Source organism: Reyranella aquatilis (assembly GCF_020880995.1).
In the GTDB taxonomy this organism is placed as follows: Bacteria; Pseudomonadota; Alphaproteobacteria; order Reyranellales; family Reyranellaceae; genus Reyranella; species Reyranella aquatilis.
This window is the reverse complement of record NZ_JAJISD010000002.1, coordinates 236,943-257,768: the sequence shown is the minus strand read 5'-3', so window position 1 is coordinate 257,768 and position 20,826 is coordinate 236,943. Positions and strand designations below refer to the sequence as shown.

Below are 20,826 nucleotides of genomic sequence, written 5' to 3'. Positions count from 1 at the left end.
TTTCTCCTCTCCCCCTTATCGGGGGAGAGGAACTTGAGTGTGCCCCACCAGCAATCCGCCGTTCCACGTGCGCGCCAGCACGATCACGGCGCACATCCCGATCGCGCTGACGACGGTCATGCCGAGAAACGCGCGCTGGCCGTACTCGGAATTGAGCAGGCCGGAGAACTGGTAGACGAAGGCCTGCGTGGCGCCGGTGCCCAGTGCGTAATAGAGGCTCTGGCCGATGGCGGCGCCGTGTGCGGGCAGGGCGCGCTGCAGGAAGGCCATGGCGCCGAGATGGCAGGCGGCGAAGGTGCAGGAGTGGAGCGCCTGCAGCAGGATCAGCGCCCACAGCTCGGTCGTGAAAGCCATCGCCGTCCAGCGCACGAGGCCTGCCGCGAGACCGAGCGCGATCAGGCCGCAGACGCCCAGTCGTCCCAGCAGCCAGCCGCCGAACAGCATCAGCACGATTTCGATGGCCACGCTCTCGGCCCACAGGGCGCTGATCGTCACGTCGTCGATCCCGGCGCCGCGCCAGGTCAGCGTGCCGAAGCTGTAGAGCACAGAATGGCTGGCCTGGCAGAGGCCGCAGGCCAGCAGGAACAGCAGGAAGGCCGGCTGGCGCAGCAGGTCGGCCACGCGGAACGGCGCATGGCCCGGCTCTGAGGCGGCGGCGGCGGCGCGCGGCGCGGCGGCCGGCAGCAACAGCGCCAGCGGCGCCAGCAGCACGATGCTCGCCATGCCGACATAGAGCACCCAGGGCGGTCCGTAGCGGTCCACGGCGATGCCGGCGATGAAGGTGCCGAAGATGAAGGCGACCGAACTCCACATGCGGACGCGCGCATAGTCGAGCCCGTGCTTCTTGGTCTCGGTCACCAGCACGCCGTCGTAGAGCGGCATCGGCGGCGACCACAGGAAGCCCCAGATCATGGTGACGACGAAGATCGCCAGGAACGAATAGGAGAACTGGTAGGCGCCCATCATCACGATGGCGCCGATGCCCAGCGCCACGATGACGCCGCGCGGCCCGCCCAGCCGGTGGGCGATCCAGCCGACCGAGAGCGTGGCGATCACCGTCACGATCTGGCGCGACATGAACAGCGTGCCGATCTCGGTGTCGCTGACGCCGCGGTCGCGCAGCCACACCGGCCAGTAGCTCATGAAGGCGCCGGCGGCGAAGAAGTAGGCGGCGCCATAGGCCGCGAGCCTCATCCCCTGGAGGAGGCGGCTCGTCGGCCGGTCGGACATCAGGCGGCGAACTCCTTGCGGATCGCCTCGCTGTGCTGGCCGAGCGTCGGCACGTCGCCCAGCCGCTCGGGCTCGCCTGTGTAGGAGGCGGCCAGCGCCGGGATCGAGACGTCCTTGCCGTCGATCGAATTGAAGCCGGTGCGGCGCAGCTGCGGATGGGTCGTCAGGTCCTTGACGCTGCTGACCCGCGCCCAGGCGATCTGCGCGGCTTCGAGACGGGCGGAAATATCCGCAAAGGTCTGCGATGCGAAGCTCGTGGCGACAATGGCATTCGTGTCGTCGCGTCGTGCGTTGCGTGCCTTGCCGGTCGCATAGTCCGGATCCTTCTCGAGGCCCGGCCGGTCGATGACGCCGTGGCACAGACGCTCGAACTCGCGGTCGTTCTGGATCGAGATCAGCACCGGTACCTTGTCCGAGGTCGGATAGACGCCGTAGGGCGCGATGAACGGATGGGTGAGGCCGAGGCGCGGCCATTCGTAGTTGGAATATTCCATGCCGAGCAGCGGCACGGTCATCCACTCCGCCATCGAGGAGAAGAGCGAGACCGAGATGGCGCGGCCCTCGCCGGTCCGGCCGCGGGCGATCAGCGCCTCCAGCACGGCGGCATGGGCGTACATGCCGGTGCCGATGTCGGTGGCGGAGATGCCGACCCGGCCCGGCGCATGCTCGGTACCGGTGATCGACGCCAGCCCGCTCTCGGCCTGGACCAGCAGGTCGTAGGCGCGGCGGTTCCTGTAGGGCCCGTGATCGCCGTATCCCGAGATGTCGACGGTGATCAGCTTCTTGTGGGCCGCCCGCATGGCGGCCGAGCCGAAGCCCGCGCGCTCGGCGGCGCCCGGCGCCAGGTTCTGGATCAGCACGTCGGCCTTCGCGATCAGCCGGTGCAGGAGGGCGAGGTCGTCCTTCGCCTTGAAGTCGAGGGTGAGGGACTGCTTGCCGCGGTTCAGCCAGACGAAATAGCTCGACTGGCCGTGCACATAGCCGTCGTAGCCGCGGGCGAAATCGCCCTCGGGCCGCTCGATCTTGATGACCCGCGCGCCGGCGTCCGCCAGCCGGGCGGCGCAATAGGGCGCGGCCACCGCCTGCTCGACACTCACCACCAGCAGACCGTCCAGCGCTCCAGCCATCGCGAAACCCCAACTTTCAGGAATGCCCCGCCCATCGCATCGCGATGCGCCTCGGGACCGGTTGTTACTGTAGGACTACCATTTCGCAAAGGGCGATGGCACGGTCTGGCCAAGACCAAAACGTCATAGCGGGGACGAGGAAATGCCGGGACCATTGCAGGGCGTGCGCGTGATCGATCTGACGGCCGTATTGCTGGGGCCGTTCGCCACGCAGCATCTGGCCGACATGGGCGCCGACGTGATCAAGGTCGAGCCGCCGGAAGGCGACCTGCTGCGCGCTTCGGGCGGCAGCCTGGGCAACGCGCCGGCCATGGGCCCGATCTACATGGCGGCCAACCGCAACAAACGCTCGATCTGCCTCGACCTCAAGAAGCCCGCCGCCTGCGCCGTCCTTAAGGACATGATCAAGGACGCCGACCTCTTCATCCACAACAGCCGCCCGCAGGCGATCGAGCGGCTGGGCCTGGGCTACGAGGATCTGAAGAAGATCAACCCGTCGATCATCTATGCCTATTCGCTGGGCTATGCGCGCAAGGGACCCTACGGCCACAAGCCGGCCTTCGACGACCTGGTGCAGGGCGTGTCGGGCGCGGCCTCGCTGCAGAGCCGGGTCGACGGCCTGCCGCCGCGCTTCATGCCGAGCCTGATCGCCGACAAGACCACGGGCCTGCATCTCTGCATCGCCGTGCTGGGCGCGCTCTACCATCGCAAGTGCACGGGCGAGGGGCAGATGATCGAGGTGCCCATGCTCGAGACGCTGGCCTCGTTCTGGCTGACCGAGCATCTGTTCGGCGCCACCTGGACGCCTGAGCGCGCGCCGATGGGCTACGATCGCATCATCAACAAGTTCCGCCATCCGTTCCCGACACAGGACGGCTACATCTGCGCGCTGCCCTATACCGACGCGCACTGGATCAGGTTCTTCGAGCTGGCGGAGCGGCCCGATCTCGCGAAGGAGAAGCGGTTCGTCGACCGCATGGAGCGCGCCAAGCATTTCAGCGAGCTCTACCAGGTGCTGGCGGAGCTTCTGAAGCATCGCCCGACCCAGGAATGGCTCGACATGTTCGACGAGGCCGACATCCCCGCCATGCCGGTTCGCACGCTGGAGGAACTGAAGGACGACCCGCACCTCAAGGCCACGGGCTTCTTCACCGAGCGCGAGCATCCGACGGAGGGGCCGATCACCACCTTCGCCAGCCCGCTCGATTTCGAGAAGACCAAGGTCGAGTTCCGCCGCCACGCGCCGCCCCTGGGAAGCGACGGCGTCGAGGTCCTGCGCGAGGCAGGCCTCAGCGACGCGGCGATCGAGAAGCTCAAGGCGGACAAGGTGCTGATCGTGCCCTGAAGCCGACGCGATACGTCACGACCGGCTTCAGGGTCCGATCGGCATCGGGCCGATGGCTAGAACCTGTAGGTCACGCCAGCGCCGATGATCCAGGGATCGATGACCGCGGTCCCGTTCACCTGGATGGTGTTGTTGACCGTGGCATTGTAGGTCGGGCGCAGGATGTACTTCTTGACATCGAAGTTCACGCCCCAGTGCTTGTCGATCATGTAGTCGAAGCCGACCTGGACTGCGCCGCCGACGGTATTGTTGATGCTGAGGTTCGTCACCCCGAGGCCGTTGGTCGGCGTGTAGCCGGCGCTCTGGCTGAAGAAGATCGTGTAGTTCAGGCCGATGCCGATATAGGGCTTGAACGCGCCGAAGTCGGTGAAGTGGTACTGCGCGAGCAAGGTCGGCGGCAGCAGCCACGCGCTACCGATGTTGGTGTTCGCGAGGGCACCGGTGCCGGTGATGTTGTGCGGCGTCACGCCCAGGATGAGTTCGGCCGCGACGTTGCGCGTGATGAAGTAGCTGATGTCCAGTTCGGGGACGATCGAGTTGCCGATGGACAGGCCGGAATTCGGCGTGGAAAGCGCAGGGACGCCCTGAACGTTCACGGTGCTCCCGCCTGAGGCCGGAAGGACGCCCAGGGCACGGACACGCACCTGCCAGGGGCTCTGGGCTTCATCCTGGGCTTTGGCCGCCTGCCCAAGCGAGCAAGACATGAGGGCTGCCGCAACCACCGCCCCAGCCACCGAAGTATTCCGCATTGGTACTCTCCCGTTTACGCAGGAAGAAGTGAATGCCACCCGGCCAAATCGGGAATTGACGGGCGTCAATGGTTGCAACCCGGGTGGCCCTGACGTGGGAAATTCCTACGTAAACTTGTTCCGCTTCGCGGCGCCCCCGGCCGCGGAGCGACGCTTGCGCGCTTGTCCCGAACGGGCTGGTGGCTAAACTCCGGCCAAACCGAAAATGCCTCCGCGGGAGGGGAACATGGACCTCGCTTTTACGCCTGAAGAACAGAAATTTGCCGACGAGGTGCGGGCCTTCGTGCGCGCCAACCTGCCGGCCGACGTGCGCGACAAGGTGAAGAACGGCAAGCACCTGATCCGCGACGACTACATGCGCTGGCAGCAGGCGCTCGGGAAGAAGGGCTGGCTGGTCTACACCTGGCCGAAGAAGCATGGCGGCCCCGGTTTCACCCCGGCACAGCGCTACATCTTCGAGAACATCTGCGCCGAGGAATATGCGCCGGGAATCATCCCGTTCGGCACCAAGATGGTCGGACCGGTGATCTACACGTTCGGCACCGAGGCGCAGAAGGAGAAGTATCTCCCGGCGATCCGCGAGAGCACCGTCTGGTGGTGCCAGGGCTATTCCGAGCCGGGCTCGGGCTCCGATCTCGCGAGCCTGCGCACCAAGGCGGAGAAGGACGGCGACCACTACATCGTGAACGGGTCCAAGACCTGGAACACGATGGGCCACTGGGCCGACTGGATCTTCTGCCTGGTTCGCACCGATTCGAAGGCCAAGCCGCAGGAAGGCATTTCATTCCTGCTGATCGACATGAAGACGCCGGGCATCACCGTGAAGCCGATTATCATGGCCGACGGCGGCCACGAGGTGAACGAGGTGTTCTTCGACAACGTCAAGGTTCCGGTCGAGAACCTGGTCGGCAAGGAGAACGAGGGCTGGACCTGCGCCAAGTTCCTGCTGGCCAACGAGCGGCTGGGAATCGCGGCCGTGCCGCAGTCCAAGCGCGGCGTCGAGGCGCTGAAGGACATCGCACGCGCCGAGCAGGACGACGGCAAGCCGCTGATCGAGAACCAGAGCTTTGCCGAGAAGATCGCCGATCTCGAGATCCAGGTGACGGCGCTCGAGTTCACCGAACTGCGTGTGCTGTCGCAGATGGCGCATGGCGGCCAGCCGGGACCGGAAGTGTCGGGACTCAAGATCCGCGGCTCGGAGATCCAGCAGCGAATCACGGAACTCACGATGGAAGCGGTCGGCGAGTATGCCGCGCCGTACCTCCCGGGCCTGCTGTGGCAGGGCACCAACGAGGCGCCGGTCGGGCCCGAGTACGCGCACCTCGCCGCGCCGCGCTACTTCAACACACGCAAGACCACGATCTACGGCGGCAGCAACGAGATCCAGAAGGGGATCATCAGCAAGATGGTGTTGGGGCTCTAGATGGATCTGTCGCTCAAGCCGGAACACAAGGCGTTCGCCGACGAGGTACGCGCCTTCGCGCGCGAGAACCTGTCGCCGGCGACCCGCGAGAAGACATTCTCGGGCAAGCACTACGACCGCGACGATCACATGGTCTGGCAGAAGGCCCTCGGGAAGAAGGGCTGGCTCGCCTACACCTGGCCGAAGAAGTACGGCGGCCCGGGCTGGGACGTGACGCAGCGCTTCCTGTTCGAGAACGTGCTGGCGGAGGAGGGTGCGCCGCGCATCCTGCCATTCGGTCCGAAGATGGTCGGCCCGGTGATCTACACGTTCGGGACCGAGGCGCAGAAGGAGCGCTTCCTGCCGGGCATCCGCAGCTCCGAAGTCTCATGGTGCCAGGGCTATTCCGAGCCGGGCGCCGGCTCCGACCTCGCCAACCTGCGCACGCGCGCGGTGCGGGAGGGCGACCATTACATCGTCAACGGCCAGAAGACGTGGACTTCGTTCGCCCATTGGGGCGACTGGATCTTCTGCCTGGTGCGGACCAACATGGACGCCAAGCCGCAGGAGGGCATCTCCTTCCTGCTGATCGACATGAAGACGCCGGGCGTTACCGTGCGGCCGATCATCATGACCGACGGCGCCCATCACGTGAACGACGTGTTCCTCGACAATGTGAAGGTCCCGGTCGAGAACCTGATCGGCAAGGAGAACGAGGGCTGGACCTGCGCCAAGTTCCTGCTGGCCAACGAGCGGCTGGGCATCGCCGAGGTCCCGTCGTCCAAGCGCGGCGTCTCGGTGCTGCGCAAGATCGCCCGGATCGAACCGCAGGACGGTGGCACGCTGGCCGACGATCCCGCCTTCACGGCGCAGATCGCCGACATCGACCTGCAGGTCCAGGCACTGGAGATGAGCGAACTGCGCGTCCTGTCGACCATGGCCCAGGGCGGCGCGCCCGGGCCTGAGGTCTCGACGCTCAAGGTGCGCGGCTCGGAAATCCAGCAGCGCATCGCGGAACTCACGATGGAGGCGGTGGGCGAGTATGCCCAGCCCTACCAGCCCGGCATGCTGTTCCACGACACGAACGAGACCCCGATCGGGCCCGACCATGCTCCGCCCGCCGCCCCGCGCTATTTCAACATGCGCAAGACCAGCATCTACGGTGGCAGCACGGAGATTCAGAAGAACATCGTCTCGAAGATGGTGCTGGGCCTCTGACGGGGGCTATAACCGCGATCAAGAATTCCGGAGGAGAAACATGGATCTGTCCCTTTCCGACGAACAGAAGCAGCTGCAGGAGGCCGCCGAGCGCTTCGTTCGCGACAAGTACGCGTTCGACGCCCGCCGCAAGATCGCGGCGACCGAGCGGGGCTGGCTGCCGGAAAACTGGGCGCAGTTCGCCGAGCTGGGCTGGCTGGGCATGGCCTTCTCCGAGGAGGATGGCGGCTACGGCGGCGGCCCGATCGAGACGATGATCGTCATGGAACAGTTCGGCAAAGGCCTGGTGCTCGAGCCCTTCCTGCCGACGGTGGTGCTGGGCGGCGGCATGATTGCCCGCGCCGGTTCCGCGGCCCAGAAGGAGGCGCTGCTGGCGCCGATGATCGAGGGCAAGAAGCAGTTCGCCTTCGCCTGGCTGGAGCGCCAGAGCCGCTACAACCTCGCCGACGTATCGCTGAAGGCGACCAAGGAAGGCACCGGCTGGTCGCTGTCGGGTCACAAGGGCGTGGTCTACAACGCCGCCTCCGCCGACGAGATCATCGTGCTGGCCCGCACCGGCGGCTCGGCGCGCGAACCCAAGGGCCTGACGCTGTTCGTGGTCGACGCCAAGGCCAAGGGCCTGTCGCGCCGCGACTACCCGACCCAGGATGCGCTGCGTGCGTCCGAGCTCACGTTCGACAAAGTCTCGGTCGGCGCCGACGCCGTGCTGGGCAAGGTCGACGAGGCCTTCCCGGTCGTGGAAGAGGCGGTCGATCGCGCCATCGTGGCGCTGTGCGCCGAGGCGACCGGCTGCATGGACGCGATCAACGCGGGTACGCTGGAGTACATAAAGACCCGTAAGCAGTTCGGCGTGCCGATCGGCAAGTTCCAGGTGCTGCAGCACCGCATGGTCGACTGCTTCACCAACGCGCAGGAAGCGCGCTCGATGACGCTGATGGCCTCGCTCAAGATCGACGACAAGGACCCGACGGTGCGCGCCAAGGCGGCCTCGGGCGCCAAGGTCCAGATCGGCAAGTCGGGCAAGTTCTGCGGCCAGAGCGCGGTGCAGATGCACGGCGGCATGGGCGTAACGGACGAGATGGCGGTCAGCCACTACTTCAAGCGCCTGACCATGATCGACCTGATGTTCGGCAACCAGCAGCATCACCTGACCCGCTACAGCAACCTCGCGATGGCTGCGTAGTCAACGCCTTGCGAACCAAAATCCTCACCCTGAGGAGGCCCGCAGGGCCGTCTCGAAGGGTGGGGAGCAGGCACCCCGTCTGCGGCCCATGCTTCGAGACGGTTGCTGCGCGACCTCCTCAGCATGAGGAGGTTTGTTTGGTCGGCGATAAATGAGTGCCATCGTCGACATCATCGTGCCGGTCTTCGGCATGGTGCTGGCCGGCTGGGTGATCGGCCGCAGCAAGCTCCTCAGTCCCGAGGGCCTGCGCGGCTTCACCGCCGTCACCTTCTATGCGCTGTTCCCCGCGCTGCTCTTCCGCTCGATGGCCAAGGTGCGTCTGGAGACGCTCGAGCCGCAGGTGCTGCTCGCCTTCTTCAGCGGCGTGATGATCCTCTACGGGATCCTCATGATGCTCGGCCGGATCCAGGGGCTGCGGCTGGGCGACCGCGCCATGTTCGCGCTGAGCGGATCCTTCTCCAACGGCGTCGGCATCGGCATCCCGTTCATCAGCTACGGGTTCGGAGAGCAGGGGCTGGTGCCGCTGCTGATGATCATCAGCGTTCACTCGCTGATCCTGCTGACCTTCACCTGCTTCCTGATGGAGATGGATGGTGCCGGCGGCCGGCATGGGAACGTGTGGAAGCGCCTCGGTGGCGCGGCACTCTCCATGCTGAAGCATCCGGTCATCCCCGCGATCTTCGCGGGCCTCCTGTGGGGCGAGATCACGGCGCACACCAGCCTCGCGACACCGGCGGTGATCGACCGCATCCTGCAGGCCTTTGCTGCGGCGGCCCCGCCCTGCGGCCTGATCATGGTCGGCGCTTCCCTCGCCCATGTCGGGCTGAAGGGTCACTGGCAGCCGGCGGCCGTCGCCTCGTTCTTCAAGCTGGCGATCCTGCCGGTACTGGTCTGGACGATTGGCCGCTACGTGTTCCCGCTCGATCCTCTATGGCTCAACGTCGCGACGCTGAACGCCGCGCTGCCGGCCGGCGCCAACGTCTACCTGATCGCCCAGATGTACGGTGTGGGCGTCGCCCGCGCGACCAACGCCGTGGTGATCTCGACCGCCGCCAGCGTCTTCACGCTGTCCGTCGCCCTGTTGTTGCTCGGGGTGCAGGCGCGCTAGGCTCGGGTCTGGAGGGTGACCATGACATACGAGACGGTTCAGGTTCGCGAGCTCGAGGGCTGCGGCGCCGAGGTGCTGGGGCTCGATCTCAAGTCGATGAGCAATCGGCAGTGGGACGAGGTGCAGCGCGCCTTCGTCGAGCATGGCGTGATCTTCTTCCGCGACCAGAATCTGACGCCCGAGCAGCACATCGAATTCGCGCAGCGCTGGGGCGCGATCGACATCAACCGCTACTTCCCGGCCGTCGCCGGCTATCCGATGATCGCCGAGGTCCGCAAGGAGCCGACACAGCAGAAGAACATCGGCGAGCGCTGGCATACCGATCACACCTACGATCAGATCCCCGCCATGGGCTCGATTCTGGTGGCGCGCGAACTGCCGTCGAAGGGCGGCGATACGCTGTTCGCGAACGTCTACCGCGCCTTCGAGGCGCTGTCGGAAGGGCTGAAGCAGACGCTGCGCGGGCTCAACGCCGTGCATTCCTCGGCACACCGCTTCGGCACCGCGGCGCGCAAGGCGAGCGGCAGCGATCACGTCTTCTACAATGGCGACCAGGTCGGCGACGTGCTGCATCCGGTGGTGATCCGCCACCCGCTGAGCGGCCGCGAGGCGCTCTACGTCAATGCGGACTTCACGTTGCACTTCGAGGGCTGGAGCGTCGAGGACAGCAAGCCGCTGCTCGAGTATCTCTACGCGCATGTCACGCGAGACGAGTTCACCAGTCGCTTCCGGTGGCGCGACGGCTCGATCGCCTTCTGGGACAACCGCGCCACCTGGCACAGCGCCCAGAACGACTATCAGGGCGAGCGGCGCCTGATGCACCGCATCACCGTCGCCGGCTGCGCGTTGCAGGCGGCGACGGCTCCTCCGGTCTGAGCCGAAGTTACTGCTTGAGGCGAATCGTCATCGCGGCCACGCCGGTCGCGAGGTTGTAGCCGGCATCCTTGATCACGCCCGACGAGACCATGCCGATCTCGGCGTTCGGGCCGCCGTAGATCCAGTTGCCGCCGGCCTGGTTGCCGGCCGCGACTGTGCCCTGTTCGCCGACATAGGTGCCGCTGATCTGCGTCACGCCGCGATCCGAGCCCAGCGAGTAGACGCGCCAGATCGTGTGCACCGCCTTGGTGTAGCCGATGTCGATGCCGACCTTGTCGATCGTGCCCGTGTACTGGGCCGACGACACGCCGTCGCGGCTGAGGAACACGCAATCGAGCGGCTTGGCCGAACCCAGCACGTAGCCGGTGCTGCCGCCGACGTTGCAGGTCAGCGAGCCGATGTAGATGCGCGAGTTGGCGTTGGTCGCATTGAGCTGTTGCGCACTCGACTGCTGCATGCTGGTGGTGCAGGCGCCGGTCGAGAGGGCGAGGGCAGCCATTCCGGCCGCCATGACGACATTCTTCATTGAAGCTCCTGTAAGCGAATGGTCGCCCGAAAGGGCGCCAGTCGAAACAGCCATTACGACGTTGTGCGGGCGCTGGAAAGGGAGGAGCGACCGCCTCATTCGCTCCGGTGCCGAGGTGGAATGCAAATAGCTTCGGTCGCGGCGGCGGGCGCCTAAGCGCCCGTCATCACCGCTTCCTGGTCCTCGGGTGCGTAGAAGAAATCGCCTGGGCGGAAGTCGTGGCCGAGGTCGCCCAGCAGGCGGCGCTGGCGCGGGGTGCAGCGGTCGAGGATCGCCGCATAGGGGCCGCTGAAGTCGTAGGCCCGCATGAACATCTGGCAGTAGTTGTAGAGCAGGGTCTTGCGCGCCTTGCCGGAATGGTTGGGCGACGGACCGTGCCACAGCGCGTGCGGGAAGACGTAGGCATCGCCCGCCTTGCCGAGCAGCGGCACCGCGCCCGGCATGCCGGGATGGGGCACCCGTTCGGCACGCTCGGGGAACGGCCGGAGATGGCTGCCGGGGAACACCGTGAAGTTGCCGCTGTTGTCGGCGGTCACGTCGGTCAGCAGGTACATGACCTTGACGGCCAGCGGCCGGCTGGTCTCGCTGACGCGGATCGCCTTCTGCGCCTGGCCGCCGTCGGTGTGGATGTAGCCCGGGAACAGGTCTGTCGAGGCGCGCACGATCGCCTGGCTCATCGAGAACTGGATGTAGGGACCCATCAGGTCGAGGATCAGGTCGAAGATCGCCGGCCGGTCGATCAGGTCGATGAAGGCCTGGTGGTAGGGAAGCAGGTCGCGCCGGTCCATGAACGCGTCCTTGTTCTGGTCGGGCAGCTTCCACGCATAGTGGCCGCGCGGCAGGGCGCCCGGCGCGGGCTCGTAGCCCGGCGCGGTGCGCACCGTGTCATCGAGCAATCGGGAAAAGAAATCGACTTCGGCGGAGGACAGCGCGCCTTCGATCTGCAGGTAGCCGTCGACGGCCCACTGCTCTCGTTGTGCCTCGGTGAGCGTGCGCGTGGTGTTGGCCAGCATGCCGGTCCTCCCTGGGAAGCGCCGCCATTCTAGCGCCGCGCGACGCCCCTGTCGGCGTCGCCCTCTCGCATCGCGGCCCGGGAACGGCCTCAGCGCGAATCGCGCTTGGCCTGGGCCTTCGCCACCTGGCTGCGAACGCTGCCACGCACCGATCCCGGCACGTGGTTCTTCACGGCCACGCGCGTCTTGCCGCGAACCGCCTTGGCGGGACCGCGCGGCTTCGCCGGCGCTTTGGCGCCCTTGGCGGGCTTCGCCTTCTGCTTGAGCGACAGTGCCTTCTTGGCACTCGCGACCAGTGCGGCCTTGGCCTTCACCTGGCCGCGGCGCGTGGTTTCGGCGTCGAGACGCGCCAGCGCGGCGGTCAGGATGGCGAGCTTGAGCTGCGATCCGTCGTCGGCCTTGACCGGTGTTGCGCCGCGTGCGCGGGACTTGCCGCGCATCTCGCGGCGCTGACGCTCGGCCAGCGTGCGGGCGCGGTCGCGCCTGGTGCGGGTACGCTTCACCAGGCTGGAAAGCTGGGCGTCGGTCAGCGCCTTGACGACGCGCGCGCCCGACATGTCGATCAGCTCGCGCTCGTCGGCGCTGAGCGCCCGCAGTTCCTGCTTCGTCGTGATCGCCATCGGTCTCTCCTTGTAGGGGATGAGCATCCTTGCCGAAGGAAATTGCGGACGTCTACCTCAGCGCGGTCCAGAGCAGGGCGACGCCCGACACCGCCATGACGATGTCGAGCAGATACTGGAAGGTGGTGACGCTCAATCGCTCGACGATCAGGCGCGCGAGATAGGTGCCGGCCATCACCGAGGAGCCGGTGATGAGTCCCTTCACGACGATGTCGGCCGGCAGCGCGCCGAACGCCTGAAAGGTGAGGGCCTTGCTGATGTAGAGCGCGAGCGAGCCGGCGGCCTCGGTCGCGATGAAGGCGCCCTTGACCAGCCCGTGCGCGGCAAAAGCCGGCACGCTGAGCGGTCCCGTCGAGACCACGATGCCGGTCAGGAAACCGATCACGATTCCGGCCACGACCATGCCGCCATAGCCCAGCACGACGTTGCGCGCCGCCAGCCAGCGCCGGCCCGGAATCATCGCGAGGAAGAAGACGCCGAGCGCCGTCTCGACCGTGTTCTCGGGCAGCGCGAGCAAGGTGCGCGCGCCGAGCGCCGCCGCCGGGATGCCGCCCAGCGCATAGGCCAACGAGGCGCGCCAATCGATGTCGCGCCACCAGGCGGTGATCTTGGCGAAGTTCGACATCAGGGCGACGACGGACATGATCGGCACCGCCTCGCGCGGCCCGAACACCATGACCAGCACCGGCAGCAGGATGACGGTCGCTCCCGTGCCCACGACGCCGCTCACCGTACCGGCGATGAGGCCGACGAACAGGACGAGGGCGTAGCTCAGCATCGTGTCTCCCCACCTCGTCCGCATCGGGAAGAGGCTGCGTGCTCATAGCGGTCGATGCGCCGGGGAGTCATCAGGGGATTTCCGCCATCATGCGTGCCCGGCGCGCCCTCTGGCGAGGCGGAAGCGGATATCCTAACGTACCGGCAGAGCCCGACGGACGCGCGCCAGCGACCGCCGCTGCAGCGCTTGCGCTGCCAATCCCGCTCAAGCGATCAGGGGATGCCATGTCGAACGACCACGATCATGACCATGACCACCACCATGAGCATGGCTCCGAGCTCTCGGAAATGCAGCTGCGCGTCCGCGCCCTCGAAACCATTCTCACGGAGAAAGGGTATGTGGATCCGGCCGCGCTCGATTCGATCATCGAGACGTACGAGAAGCGGGTCGGTCCGCATATCGGGGCAAAGGTCGTGGCCAAGGCCTGGGCCGATCCGGAATTCCGCACGGCACTGCTCGCCGACGCCAGCAAGGCGATCGCGCAACTCGGCCTGCAGCAGAAGGTCGGGGATCATCTGATTGCCGTGGAGAACACGCCCGCCACGCACAACATGATCGTCTGCACCCTGTGCTCCTGCTACCCGTGGGATCTGCTGGGCCTGCCGCCGGCCTGGTACAAATCCACGGCCTATCGCGCGCGCACTGTCAAAGAGCCGCGCAAGGTGCTGGCCGATTTCGGCGTGACCCTTCCCGACGACATGAAGGTCCGGGTGTGGGACTCCACGGCCGAGACGCGGTTCATCGTCCTGCCGATGCGGCCGCCCGCCACGGAAGGCTGGTCAGAAGACAGGCTCGCGGCCCTCGTCACGCGCGATTCGATGATCGGTACCGGGTTCCCCAAAGCCGCGCACGAGGTGGCGGCATGAACGGCGTGCACGACATGGGCGGGATGGACGGCTTCGGCAAGGTCGCTCCCGACGCACACGAAGTGCCCTTCCCTGCAGAGTGGCAGGCGCGCTCCTTTGCCCTCAATCGCGTCATGGGCTCGGCGGGCGAATGGAACATCGATGTCGGCCGCTACTGGATCGAGACCTTGCCGCCGGCGGTCTATCTCTCCTCGTCCTACTACAAGAAGTGGTTTCTGCGTCTCGAACGCCTCTGCCTGCATCTGAACCTCGTTTCCGAGCGCGAGTTGGCGAGCGGCCATTCGAGCGGACCGGGCCGGCCCTTGAAGCGCCAGCCCCTGTCGGGTCCGCACGCCGGCGCCTCCGTGAGCCGGCCCAACCACGATCAACCGCCGCGCGCGCCCGCCGCCTTCGCGGTCGGCGAGAAGGTTCGTGCCCGCAACATTCATCCCCATTCGCACACACGCCTGCCGCGCTTCGCCCGCGGCCATGTCGGCGTGATCGAGCGGATCCAGGGATGCCACACCTATCCGGATGCGATGGTGGAGAAGGGCGTCAAGCAGGGCGAATGGCTATACACCGTGGTGTTCGACGGCCGGGAGCTCTGGGGACCCGATGCGGAAGAGGGCGCCACCGTCTCCATCGAGGCTTTCGAGCCGTATCTGGAACGGCCGTAATGTCGCCGAATCTGGAGTCCGTTCGCTCGGCGCTGCAAACGGTCCCGGGTATCCCTTGCGAAGGCGAGGCGCCCATCTTCGCCGAACCGTGGCAGGCCCAGGCTTTCGCCATGGCGCTCGAGCTGCAGCAACGCGGTGTCTTTTCCTGGAGCGAGTGGGCCGCCGAACTCGGCGCGCAGATCAAGGCGGCGATCGCCGACGGCGATCCCGACGATGGGACGACCTATTACCGCCATTGGCTGGCGACGCTCGAACGCCTCGTGTCGAGGAAGGGCATCGCGTCGACCGAGACCCTCGATCGCTACTATCGCGCCTGGGATCACGCCGCCGATCGCACGCCTCACGGCCAGACGATCGAGCTCGTGGCGGAAGACTTTCGCTAGAGGCTTGCCGCCGGCGGCGGGGATCTCGTTCCCCGCCCGGCAAGCCTCAGGCTTGCCGGGGAGACCGGGTCCTCGCTCAGTAGCCGATGTTCGGGCGCAGCCAGCGTTCGGCCTGTTCGATCGAGACGCCGCGGCGCTTGGCGTAGTCCTCGACCTGATCCTTGCCGATGCGGGCGACACCGAAATACTGCGCGTCGGGATGGGCGAAATAGTAACCCGAGACGGCCGAGGTCGGCATCATCGCGAAACTCTCGGTGAGCTGGATGCCGGCGTTCTGGCCGGCGTTCAGCAGCCGGAACAGTTCGGGTTTCTGGCTGTGGTCGGGGCAGGCGGGATAGCCCGGCGCCGGACGGATACCGCGATACTTTTCACGCACCAGTTCCTCGTTGGAGAGCGCTTCCTCCGGCGCGTAGCCCCATAGGGTCTTGCGCACGCGCTCGTGCAAGCGCTCGGCGAAGGCTTCGGCAAGACGATCGGCCAGCGCCTTCAGCAGGATGTCCGAGTAGTCGTCATGGTCGGCCTTGAAGCGCGCGAGATGCTCCTCGATGCCGTGGCCCGCGGTGACGGCGAAGCCGCCGATCCAGTCGGCCTCCGGCGAGATGAAATCGGCTAGGCACATGTTGGCGCGGGGCGCGCGCTTCTCGATCTGCTGGCGCAGGAAGTAGAGGCGCGAGATTTCCTTCGTGCGCGTCTCGTCGCTGTAGAGCACGACGTCGTCGCCCTCGCGGCGGCATGGCCAGAAGGCGACGACGCCCTTGGCCGTCAACCACTTCTCGCGCACGACCCGGTCGAGCATCTTGCGCGCATCGGCGTAGAGCTTCTTCGCGCTTTCGCCGACCACCGGATCCTCGAGGATCGCCGGATAGTTGCCGGCCAGCTCCCAGGCGCGGAAGAACGGCGTCCAGTCGATGCGCTCCACCAGCTCGTGCAGCGGATACTCCGCGAACACGCGCGTGCCGGTGACGGCGGGCTTCGGAGCCGAGTAGGCGGACCAGTCGATCTTGAACCCGTTCGCGCGCGCCTCTTCGAGAGGAATCACCTTCTCCTTGGAACCGCCCGCGCGCTCGATGCGGATCGCCTCGTACTCGGCGGCGACCTTGCTCGCGAAATCCTCGGCCTGGGAGCCCGATTCCGAGACCAGTGCCGAGCAGACGCCGACGGCGCGCGAGGCGTCGAGCACGTGCACCGTCGTGCCCTTGTAGCGCGGTGCGATGCGCAGCGCGGTGTGGACCTTGGAGGTCGTGGCGCCGCCGATCAGCAGCGGCAGGTTCATGCCCTGCCGCGTCATCTCCTCGGCCACCGTCACCATTTCGTCGAGCGAGGGCGTGATCAGGCCGGAGAGGCCGATGATGTCGGCCTTGTTGTCGTTGGCGCTCTTCAGGATGTCCTGGAACGGCACCATGACGCCGAGGTCGATGACCTCGAAGTTGTTGCACTGGAGCACCACGCCGACGATGTTCTTGCCGATATCGTGGACGTCACCCTTGACCGTCGCCATGACGATCTTGCCCTTGGGCCGCGATCCCTCGGTCTTCTGCGCCTCGATGAAGGGCAGCAGATGCGCCACCGCCTTCTTCATCACGCGCGCGCTCTTGACGACCTGCGGCAGGAACATCTTGCCGGCGCCGAACAGGTCGCCGACCACGTTCATGCCGGCCATCAACGGGCCCTCGATCACTTCGATCGGCCGCGCGATCTGCAGGCGCGCTTCCTCGGTGTCGGCGACGACGAACTGGTCCATGCCCTTGACCAGCGCGTGCTCCAGGCGCTTCTCGACCGGCCAGCTGCGCCACTCCGCATCCTGCGTCTCGGCAACCTCGCCGGTGCCCTTGTACTTGGGCGCAAGGTCGAGCAGCCGCTCGGTGGCGTTCGGGTTGCGGTTGAGGATCACATCCTCGCAAGCGTCGCGGAGCTCCTGCGGGATCTGGTCGTAGACCTCGAGCTGACCCGCGTTGACGATGCCCATGTCCATGCCCGCCTGGATGGCATGGTAGAGGAACACGGAGTGCATCGCCTTGCGCACCGGCTCGTTGCCGCGGAAGGCGAAGGAGAGGTTGGACACGCCGCCGGAGATCTTGGCGCCGGGGCAGCGCGCCTTGATTTCGCGCGTCGCCTCGATGAAGTCGACGCCGTAGTTGTTGTGCTCCTCGATGCCCGTCGCCACAGCGAAGATATTGGGATCGAAGATGATGTCCTCGGCCGGGAAGCCGACCTTGTTCACCAGGATGTCGTACGCGCGGGCGCAGATCTCGACCTTGCGCTCCTTGGTGTCGGCCTGGCCCTTCTCGTCGAAGGCCATGACGACGACCGCGGCGCCGTAGCGGCGGACCTTGCGGGCCTGCGCGATGAAGGGCTCGACGCCCTCCTTCATCGAGATCGAGTTCACGATCGGCTTGCCGGCGACGCACTTCAGGCCCGCCTCGATGACGCTCCACTTGGAGCTGTCGATCATGATCGGCACGCGGGCGATGTCGGGCTCGGACGCGATCAGCTTGAGATACGTGTCCATCGCCAGCTCGGCGTCGAGCAGGCCTTCGTCCATGTTGACGTCGATGATCTGCGCGCCGCTCTCGACCTGCTGGCGCGCGACCTCGACGGCGGCGGTGTAGTCGCCCTCGAGGATCAGCTTCTTGAACTTCGCCGAGCCCGTGACGTTGGTGCGCTCGCCGATGTTGATGAAGGTGGCGCGGCTCTCGGTCCGGTTCTCGCCGGCCGTGTTCTCGTCGATGCTCATCAGAAGAAACTCGCTGCTTCCATGCCGGAGAGCCGCAGCGCCGGGGGCAGGACGTGCCAGGTGCGCGGTTTGATGCCCTTGACCGCCTCGGCGATCGCCTTGATGTGGCCGGGCGTCGTGCCGCAGCAGCCGCCGACCACGTTGATCCAGCCGTTCTCGGCCCAGCCCTTGACCAGCTTGCCGGTCATTTCCGGCGGCTCGTCATAGGCGCCGAGCTCGTTCGGCAGGCCGGCATTGGGGTATATGCACAGCATGCTATCGACCTGCGGGTTCAGCGCCTGCACGTAGGGATGCAGCTCGGTGGCGCCGAAGCTGCAGTTGAGGCCCATGGTGATCGGCTTGGCGTGCCGCACCGAATGCCAGAAAGCCTCGACCGTCTGGCCAGACAGGTTGCGGCCGGCGAGGTCGGTCAGCGTCATCGACACCATCACCGGGATGACCTCGCCGCGTGCCTCGCCCGCCTCGTCGACGGCGACGAGGGCGGCCTTGGCGTTCAGCGTATCGAACACCGTCTCGACCAGGATGAAATCGACGCCGCCATCGAGCAACCCGTCGATCTGCTCGCGGTACATGTCCTTCACCTCGTCGAAGGTGACGGCGCGGTAGCCGGGATCGTTGACGTTGGGCGACACCGAGAGCGTCTTGTTGGTCGGCCCCAGCGCGCCTGCCACGAAGCGCGGCTTGGCGGGATCGCGCGCCGTGGCGGCGTCGGCGCAGGCACGGGTCAGCTTCGCCGCGGCGATGTTGATCTCGCGCGCCATGCCGGTGATGCCATAGTCGGACAGGCTGATGGCGTTGGAGTTGAACGTGTTGGTCGCCACGATGTCGGCGCCGGCGTCGAGATAGGCGTTGCAGATCTCGCCCACGACGTCAGGTCGCGTTAGGTTCAGGAGGTCGTTGTTGCCCTTCTGGTCGTGGTTGAAGGTTCGGCCGCCGCGAAAGCCTTCCTCGTCGAGCTTGTAGCTCTGGATCATCGAGCCATAGGGCCCGTCCTTGACCAGGATCCGCTGCGCGCCGATCTCGCGCAGCTGCTCGGCCTTCTTCTCGCGGGTCATCGCTTGACGGGTCACTTGGGGCGCACTCCCAGCAGATGGCAGATCGCAAAGGTGAGATCGGCACGGTTAAGCGTGTAGAAATGGAACTGCCCGACGCCCTCGCTCTGCAGGCGGCGGCAGAGGTCGCCGGCCACGGTGGCGGCGATCATGCGCCGCGTCTCCAGGTCGTCGTCCAGGCCTTCGAACATGTTGGCGAACCACGGCGGCACCTTGGAGCCGCACAGGCCCGCGATGCGGTTGACCGCCGCGAAGTTGGACACCGGCATGATGCCGGGGACGATCGGCACGTTGACGCCCGCCGCCGCGGCGCGGTCGCGGAATCGCAGAAAGTCCTCGGCCTCGAAGAAGAACTGGGTGATGCAGCGGTCGGCGCCGGCATCGACCTTGGCCTTGAGATTGTCGAGATCGGCCTTCTCGTCGGCCGAGGCCGGGTGCTTCTCGGGATAGCCCGCGACGCTGATCTGGAAGTTGCCGATCTTCTTCAGGCCGGCGACGAGAGCAGCGGCGTTGGCATAGCCGCCCGGATGGGGGGTGTAGGCCCCGCCCATGCCGCCCGGCGGATCGCCGCGCAGGGCCACGATATGGCGGATGCCGGCATCCCAGTAGGCGCGGGCGATGTCGTCGATCTCGCCCTGGGTGGCGGCCACGCAGGTGAGATGCGCAGCGGCGTCGATGCCGGTCTCGCTCTTGAGGCGCGCCACCGTGTCGTGCGTGCGCTGGCGCGTCGAGCCGCCGGCGCCATAGGTCACGGAGAAGAAGGAGGGCCGCAGCGGCGTGAGGCGGGTCACGGTCTCCCACAGCGTCTTCTCCGCCGCGTCGGTACGGGGCGGCGAGAACTCGAAGGAGACCGACAGGCGCTGCGGCGCGCGGGCCGGGAACTCGGCCGCGGGCGGGCTGCCTGCCGAACTCAGGGGACTGCCGATCGGACCGGTATCGGGACTCATCGCGAAACTCCTTGGGCGGATACGGTGGTGGGCCGGGCGCTCGCGAGCGAGGGAAGCTCGCGCTCGCCGCGCCAGATGCCCGTCATCAGGCGGCGGCCGGGGAAGTGGATGGGTTCGAGCGGATTGAGGCCGGCGCTGCGCAGCCAGCCCTGCACCTGGTTGTCGGCAAAGCCCAGATGGACATGCGCGTGATCGCGCTTCAGTTCCACCAGGTCGTGCGGCGAGAAGTCGACCACCAGCACCGAGCCGCCGGGCTTCACCACGCGCGCGGCCTCGGCCAGCGCTGCCGCGGGATCGTCGGCGTAGTGCAGCACATGATGGATCGTCACCACGTCGAAACTGTCGGACTCGAAGGGCAGGGCATACATGTCGCCCTGGCGGATGTCGGCATTCTCGATGCCGGCGCGCGCGAGGTTGGCGCGCGCCAGCGCGAGCATCTCGCGGCTCTGGTCGACACCGACCGCCTGCTCGACCTTGGGCGCCAGCACTTCGAGCAGCCGGCCGGTGCCGGTCCCGATGTCGAGCAGTCGGCGGGCCCCGAAAGGCAGGTGGTGGGCGAGCGACCTCTCGATCTCACGGTCGGCCACGTGCAGGGCGCGCAGCTCGTCCCAGCGCTGGGCATTGTCGCGGAAGAAGCGGGCGGCAGCGGTCTGGCGGCGCTGCTGGACGGCGTCGAGTCGGGCCCGGTCGGTGGCGATGCGGGGATGCTTGGGATCGAGCCGGCGCACGAACTCACGCACCAGGGCGGCATCCTCGCCACCGTTGGTCAGGCGAAACCGGGTGAACTGGGCTTCCCTGAACCGCTCCAGGAGTCCCGCTTCGACCAGCAGTTTCAGGTGCCGGGAGACGCGCGGCTGGCTCTGGCCCAGCACATTCACGTAGTCGCTGACCGTAAGGTCCTCGCGCGCCGCCAAGGCCAAAATCCTCAGGCGCGTGTCCTCGGCCGCAGCCCGAAGCAGGGCAAGAAGGTGTTCCATGTTGAGAATGATATAAGCATATCTTTATGTATGCAA

Annotated in this window: 18 protein-coding genes and 1 pseudogene; 9 read left to right on the top strand and 10 right to left on the bottom strand. The window is 66.6% G+C overall.

Annotated features, from left to right (window positions below; all coding sequences use genetic code 11):
• Nucleotides 1-15: 15 nt before the first annotated feature.
• Both LJ725_RS07040 and LJ725_RS07035 read right to left on the bottom strand, forming a co-directional pair.
• On the bottom strand, nucleotides 16-1,230 hold the full coding sequence (locus tag LJ725_RS07040) for an MFS transporter (protein WP_230549925.1): 1,215 nt from the start codon (nucleotides 1,228-1,230) through the stop codon (nucleotides 16-18).
• Nucleotides 1,230-2,357: a CaiB/BaiF CoA transferase family protein gene (locus LJ725_RS07035; protein WP_230549924.1), complete on the bottom strand. Its 1,128-nt coding sequence runs from the start codon at nucleotides 2,355-2,357 to the stop codon at nucleotides 1,230-1,232. Before LJ725_RS07035 ends, LJ725_RS07040 begins: the two co-directional genes overlap by 1 nt.
• 142 nt (nucleotides 2,358-2,499) lie before the next feature.
• On the opposite strand from LJ725_RS07035, the gene LJ725_RS07030 reads away from it, so the two are divergent.
• The gene (locus LJ725_RS07030; protein WP_230549923.1) at nucleotides 2,500-3,702 is read left to right on the top strand and encodes a CaiB/BaiF CoA transferase family protein; all 1,203 of its coding nucleotides are present in this window, start codon (nucleotides 2,500-2,502) and stop codon (nucleotides 3,700-3,702) included.
• A gap of 56 nt (nucleotides 3,703-3,758) precedes the next feature.
• Here LJ725_RS07030 and LJ725_RS07025 read toward each other — a convergent pair whose 3' ends face one another.
• Complete coding sequence (locus LJ725_RS07025) at nucleotides 3,759-4,451, bottom strand: OmpW/AlkL family protein (RefSeq protein ID WP_230549922.1); 693 nt, start codon at nucleotides 4,449-4,451, stop codon at nucleotides 3,759-3,761.
• 226 nt (nucleotides 4,452-4,677) lie between these two features.
• On the opposite strand from LJ725_RS07025, the gene LJ725_RS07020 reads away from it, so the two are divergent.
• The 5 genes from LJ725_RS07020 to LJ725_RS07000 all read left to right on the top strand — a co-directional run bounded on the left by LJ725_RS07020 (nucleotide 4,678) and on the right by LJ725_RS07000 (nucleotide 10,238).
• Nucleotides 4,678-5,874 (top strand): acyl-CoA dehydrogenase family protein, encoded by a 1,197-nt coding sequence (locus LJ725_RS07020; RefSeq protein WP_230549921.1) that lies wholly within the window; start codon nucleotides 4,678-4,680, stop codon nucleotides 5,872-5,874.
• The gene (locus LJ725_RS07015; protein ID WP_230549920.1) at nucleotides 5,875-7,071 is read left to right on the top strand and encodes an acyl-CoA dehydrogenase family protein; all 1,197 of its coding nucleotides are present in this window, start codon (nucleotides 5,875-5,877) and stop codon (nucleotides 7,069-7,071) included.
• A 40-nt stretch (nucleotides 7,072-7,111) separates the two neighbouring features.
• Nucleotides 7,112-8,254, top strand: coding sequence for an acyl-CoA dehydrogenase family protein (locus tag LJ725_RS07010; protein ID WP_230549919.1), 1,143 nt, complete (start codon nucleotides 7,112-7,114; stop codon nucleotides 8,252-8,254).
• 151 nt (nucleotides 8,255-8,405) lie between these two features.
• Nucleotides 8,406-9,362 carry an AEC family transporter gene (locus LJ725_RS07005; RefSeq protein WP_230549918.1) on the top strand — a complete coding sequence of 319 codons (957 nt, stop codon included), beginning with the start codon at nucleotides 8,406-8,408 and terminating at the stop codon, nucleotides 9,360-9,362.
• A gap of 21 nt (nucleotides 9,363-9,383) precedes the next feature.
• The gene (locus LJ725_RS07000; protein WP_230549917.1) at nucleotides 9,384-10,238 is read left to right on the top strand and encodes a TauD/TfdA dioxygenase family protein; all 855 of its coding nucleotides are present in this window, start codon (nucleotides 9,384-9,386) and stop codon (nucleotides 10,236-10,238) included.
• A 7-nt stretch (nucleotides 10,239-10,245) separates the two neighbouring features.
• Here the strand turns inward: LJ725_RS07000 and LJ725_RS06995 are convergent, their stop codons facing one another.
• From LJ725_RS06995 to LJ725_RS06980, 4 genes are all read right to left on the bottom strand, one after another.
• Entirely contained in the window at nucleotides 10,246-10,764 is a 519-nt protein-coding gene (locus tag LJ725_RS06995; RefSeq protein ID WP_230549916.1) for a DUF992 domain-containing protein, read from the bottom strand.
• A gap of 152 nt (nucleotides 10,765-10,916) precedes the next feature.
• On the bottom strand, nucleotides 10,917-11,777 hold the full coding sequence (locus LJ725_RS06990) for a phytanoyl-CoA dioxygenase family protein (protein ID WP_230549915.1): 861 nt from the start codon (nucleotides 11,775-11,777) through the stop codon (nucleotides 10,917-10,919).
• A gap of 89 nt (nucleotides 11,778-11,866) precedes the next feature.
• Nucleotides 11,867-12,397: a hypothetical protein gene (locus tag LJ725_RS06985; protein ID WP_230549914.1), complete on the bottom strand. Its 531-nt coding sequence runs from the start codon at nucleotides 12,395-12,397 to the stop codon at nucleotides 11,867-11,869.
• A gap of 52 nt (nucleotides 12,398-12,449) precedes the next feature.
• Entirely contained in the window at nucleotides 12,450-13,172 is a 723-nt protein-coding gene (locus LJ725_RS06980) for a sulfite exporter TauE/SafE family protein (protein WP_230550154.1), read from the bottom strand.
• Nucleotides 13,173-13,399: 227 nt separating this feature from the next.
• Here LJ725_RS06980 and nthA point away from each other — a divergent pair, with 227 nt between their 5' ends.
• The 3 genes from nthA to LJ725_RS06965 are packed head-to-tail and all read left to right on the top strand — an operon-like array spanning nucleotide 13,400 to nucleotide 15,080.
• Entirely contained in the window at nucleotides 13,400-14,041 is a 642-nt protein-coding gene (gene nthA, locus LJ725_RS06975) for a nitrile hydratase subunit alpha (protein WP_230550153.1), read from the top strand.
• On the top strand, nucleotides 14,038-14,697 hold the full coding sequence (gene nthB, locus LJ725_RS06970) for a nitrile hydratase subunit beta (RefSeq protein ID WP_230549913.1): 660 nt from the start codon (nucleotides 14,038-14,040) through the stop codon (nucleotides 14,695-14,697). Before nthA ends, nthB begins: the two co-directional genes overlap by 4 nt.
• Complete coding sequence (locus LJ725_RS06965) at nucleotides 14,697-15,080, top strand: nitrile hydratase accessory protein (RefSeq protein ID WP_230549912.1); 384 nt, start codon at nucleotides 14,697-14,699, stop codon at nucleotides 15,078-15,080. Before nthB ends, LJ725_RS06965 begins: the two co-directional genes overlap by 1 nt.
• 76 nt (nucleotides 15,081-15,156) lie before the next feature.
• On the opposite strand, the pseudogene metH reads toward LJ725_RS06965, so the two are convergent.
• From metH to LJ725_RS06945, 3 genes and pseudogenes are all read right to left on the bottom strand, one after another.
• Nucleotides 15,157-18,869 (bottom strand): annotated as a pseudogene (metH, locus tag LJ725_RS06960) (methionine synthase).
• Nucleotides 18,870-18,880: 11 nt separating this feature from the next.
• Complete coding sequence (metF, locus tag LJ725_RS06950) at nucleotides 18,881-19,813, bottom strand: methylenetetrahydrofolate reductase [NAD(P)H] (protein ID WP_230549909.1); 933 nt, start codon at nucleotides 19,811-19,813, stop codon at nucleotides 18,881-18,883.
• Nucleotides 19,810-20,790 (bottom strand): ArsR/SmtB family transcription factor, encoded by a 981-nt coding sequence (locus LJ725_RS06945; protein WP_268990514.1) that lies wholly within the window; start codon nucleotides 20,788-20,790, stop codon nucleotides 19,810-19,812. The genes metF and LJ725_RS06945 overlap by 4 nt, the downstream gene beginning before the upstream one ends.
• Nucleotides 20,791-20,826 lie beyond the last annotated feature (36 nt).

Excerpts from the sequence above, each read along its gene's own strand:
- LJ725_RS07040 (WP_230549925.1), bottom strand. The coding sequence starts at position 1,230 with ATGTCCGACCGGCCGACGAGCCGCCTCCTCCAGGGGATGAGGCTCGCG.
- LJ725_RS07035 (WP_230549924.1), bottom strand. The coding sequence starts at position 2,357 with ATGGCTGGAGCGCTGGACGGTCTGCTGGTGGTGAGTGTCGAGCAGGCG.
- LJ725_RS07030 (WP_230549923.1), top strand. The coding sequence starts at position 2,500 with ATGCCGGGACCATTGCAGGGCGTGCGCGTGATCGATCTGACGGCCGTA.
- LJ725_RS07025 (WP_230549922.1), bottom strand. The coding sequence starts at position 4,451 with ATGCGGAATACTTCGGTGGCTGGGGCGGTGGTTGCGGCAGCCCTCATG.
- LJ725_RS07020 (WP_230549921.1), top strand. The coding sequence starts at position 4,678 with ATGGACCTCGCTTTTACGCCTGAAGAACAGAAATTTGCCGACGAGGTG.
- LJ725_RS07015 (WP_230549920.1), top strand. The coding sequence starts at position 5,875 with ATGGATCTGTCGCTCAAGCCGGAACACAAGGCGTTCGCCGACGAGGTA.
- LJ725_RS07010 (WP_230549919.1), top strand. The coding sequence starts at position 7,112 with ATGGATCTGTCCCTTTCCGACGAACAGAAGCAGCTGCAGGAGGCCGCC.
- LJ725_RS07005 (WP_230549918.1), top strand. The coding sequence starts at position 8,406 with ATGAGTGCCATCGTCGACATCATCGTGCCGGTCTTCGGCATGGTGCTG.
- LJ725_RS07000 (WP_230549917.1), top strand. The coding sequence starts at position 9,384 with ATGACATACGAGACGGTTCAGGTTCGCGAGCTCGAGGGCTGCGGCGCC.
- LJ725_RS06995 (WP_230549916.1), bottom strand. The coding sequence starts at position 10,764 with ATGAAGAATGTCGTCATGGCGGCCGGAATGGCTGCCCTCGCCCTCTCG.
- LJ725_RS06990 (WP_230549915.1), bottom strand. The coding sequence starts at position 11,777 with ATGCTGGCCAACACCACGCGCACGCTCACCGAGGCACAACGAGAGCAG.
- LJ725_RS06985 (WP_230549914.1), bottom strand. The coding sequence starts at position 12,397 with ATGGCGATCACGACGAAGCAGGAACTGCGGGCGCTCAGCGCCGACGAG.
- nthA (WP_230550153.1), top strand. The coding sequence starts at position 13,400 with ATGTCGAACGACCACGATCATGACCATGACCACCACCATGAGCATGGC.
- nthB (WP_230549913.1), top strand. The coding sequence starts at position 14,038 with ATGAACGGCGTGCACGACATGGGCGGGATGGACGGCTTCGGCAAGGTC.
- LJ725_RS06965 (WP_230549912.1), top strand. The coding sequence starts at position 14,697 with ATGTCGCCGAATCTGGAGTCCGTTCGCTCGGCGCTGCAAACGGTCCCG.
- metF (WP_230549909.1), bottom strand. The coding sequence starts at position 19,813 with ATGAGTCCCGATACCGGTCCGATCGGCAGTCCCCTGAGTTCGGCAGGC.
- LJ725_RS06945 (WP_268990514.1), bottom strand. The coding sequence starts at position 20,790 with ATGGAACACCTTCTTGCCCTGCTTCGGGCTGCGGCCGAGGACACGCGC.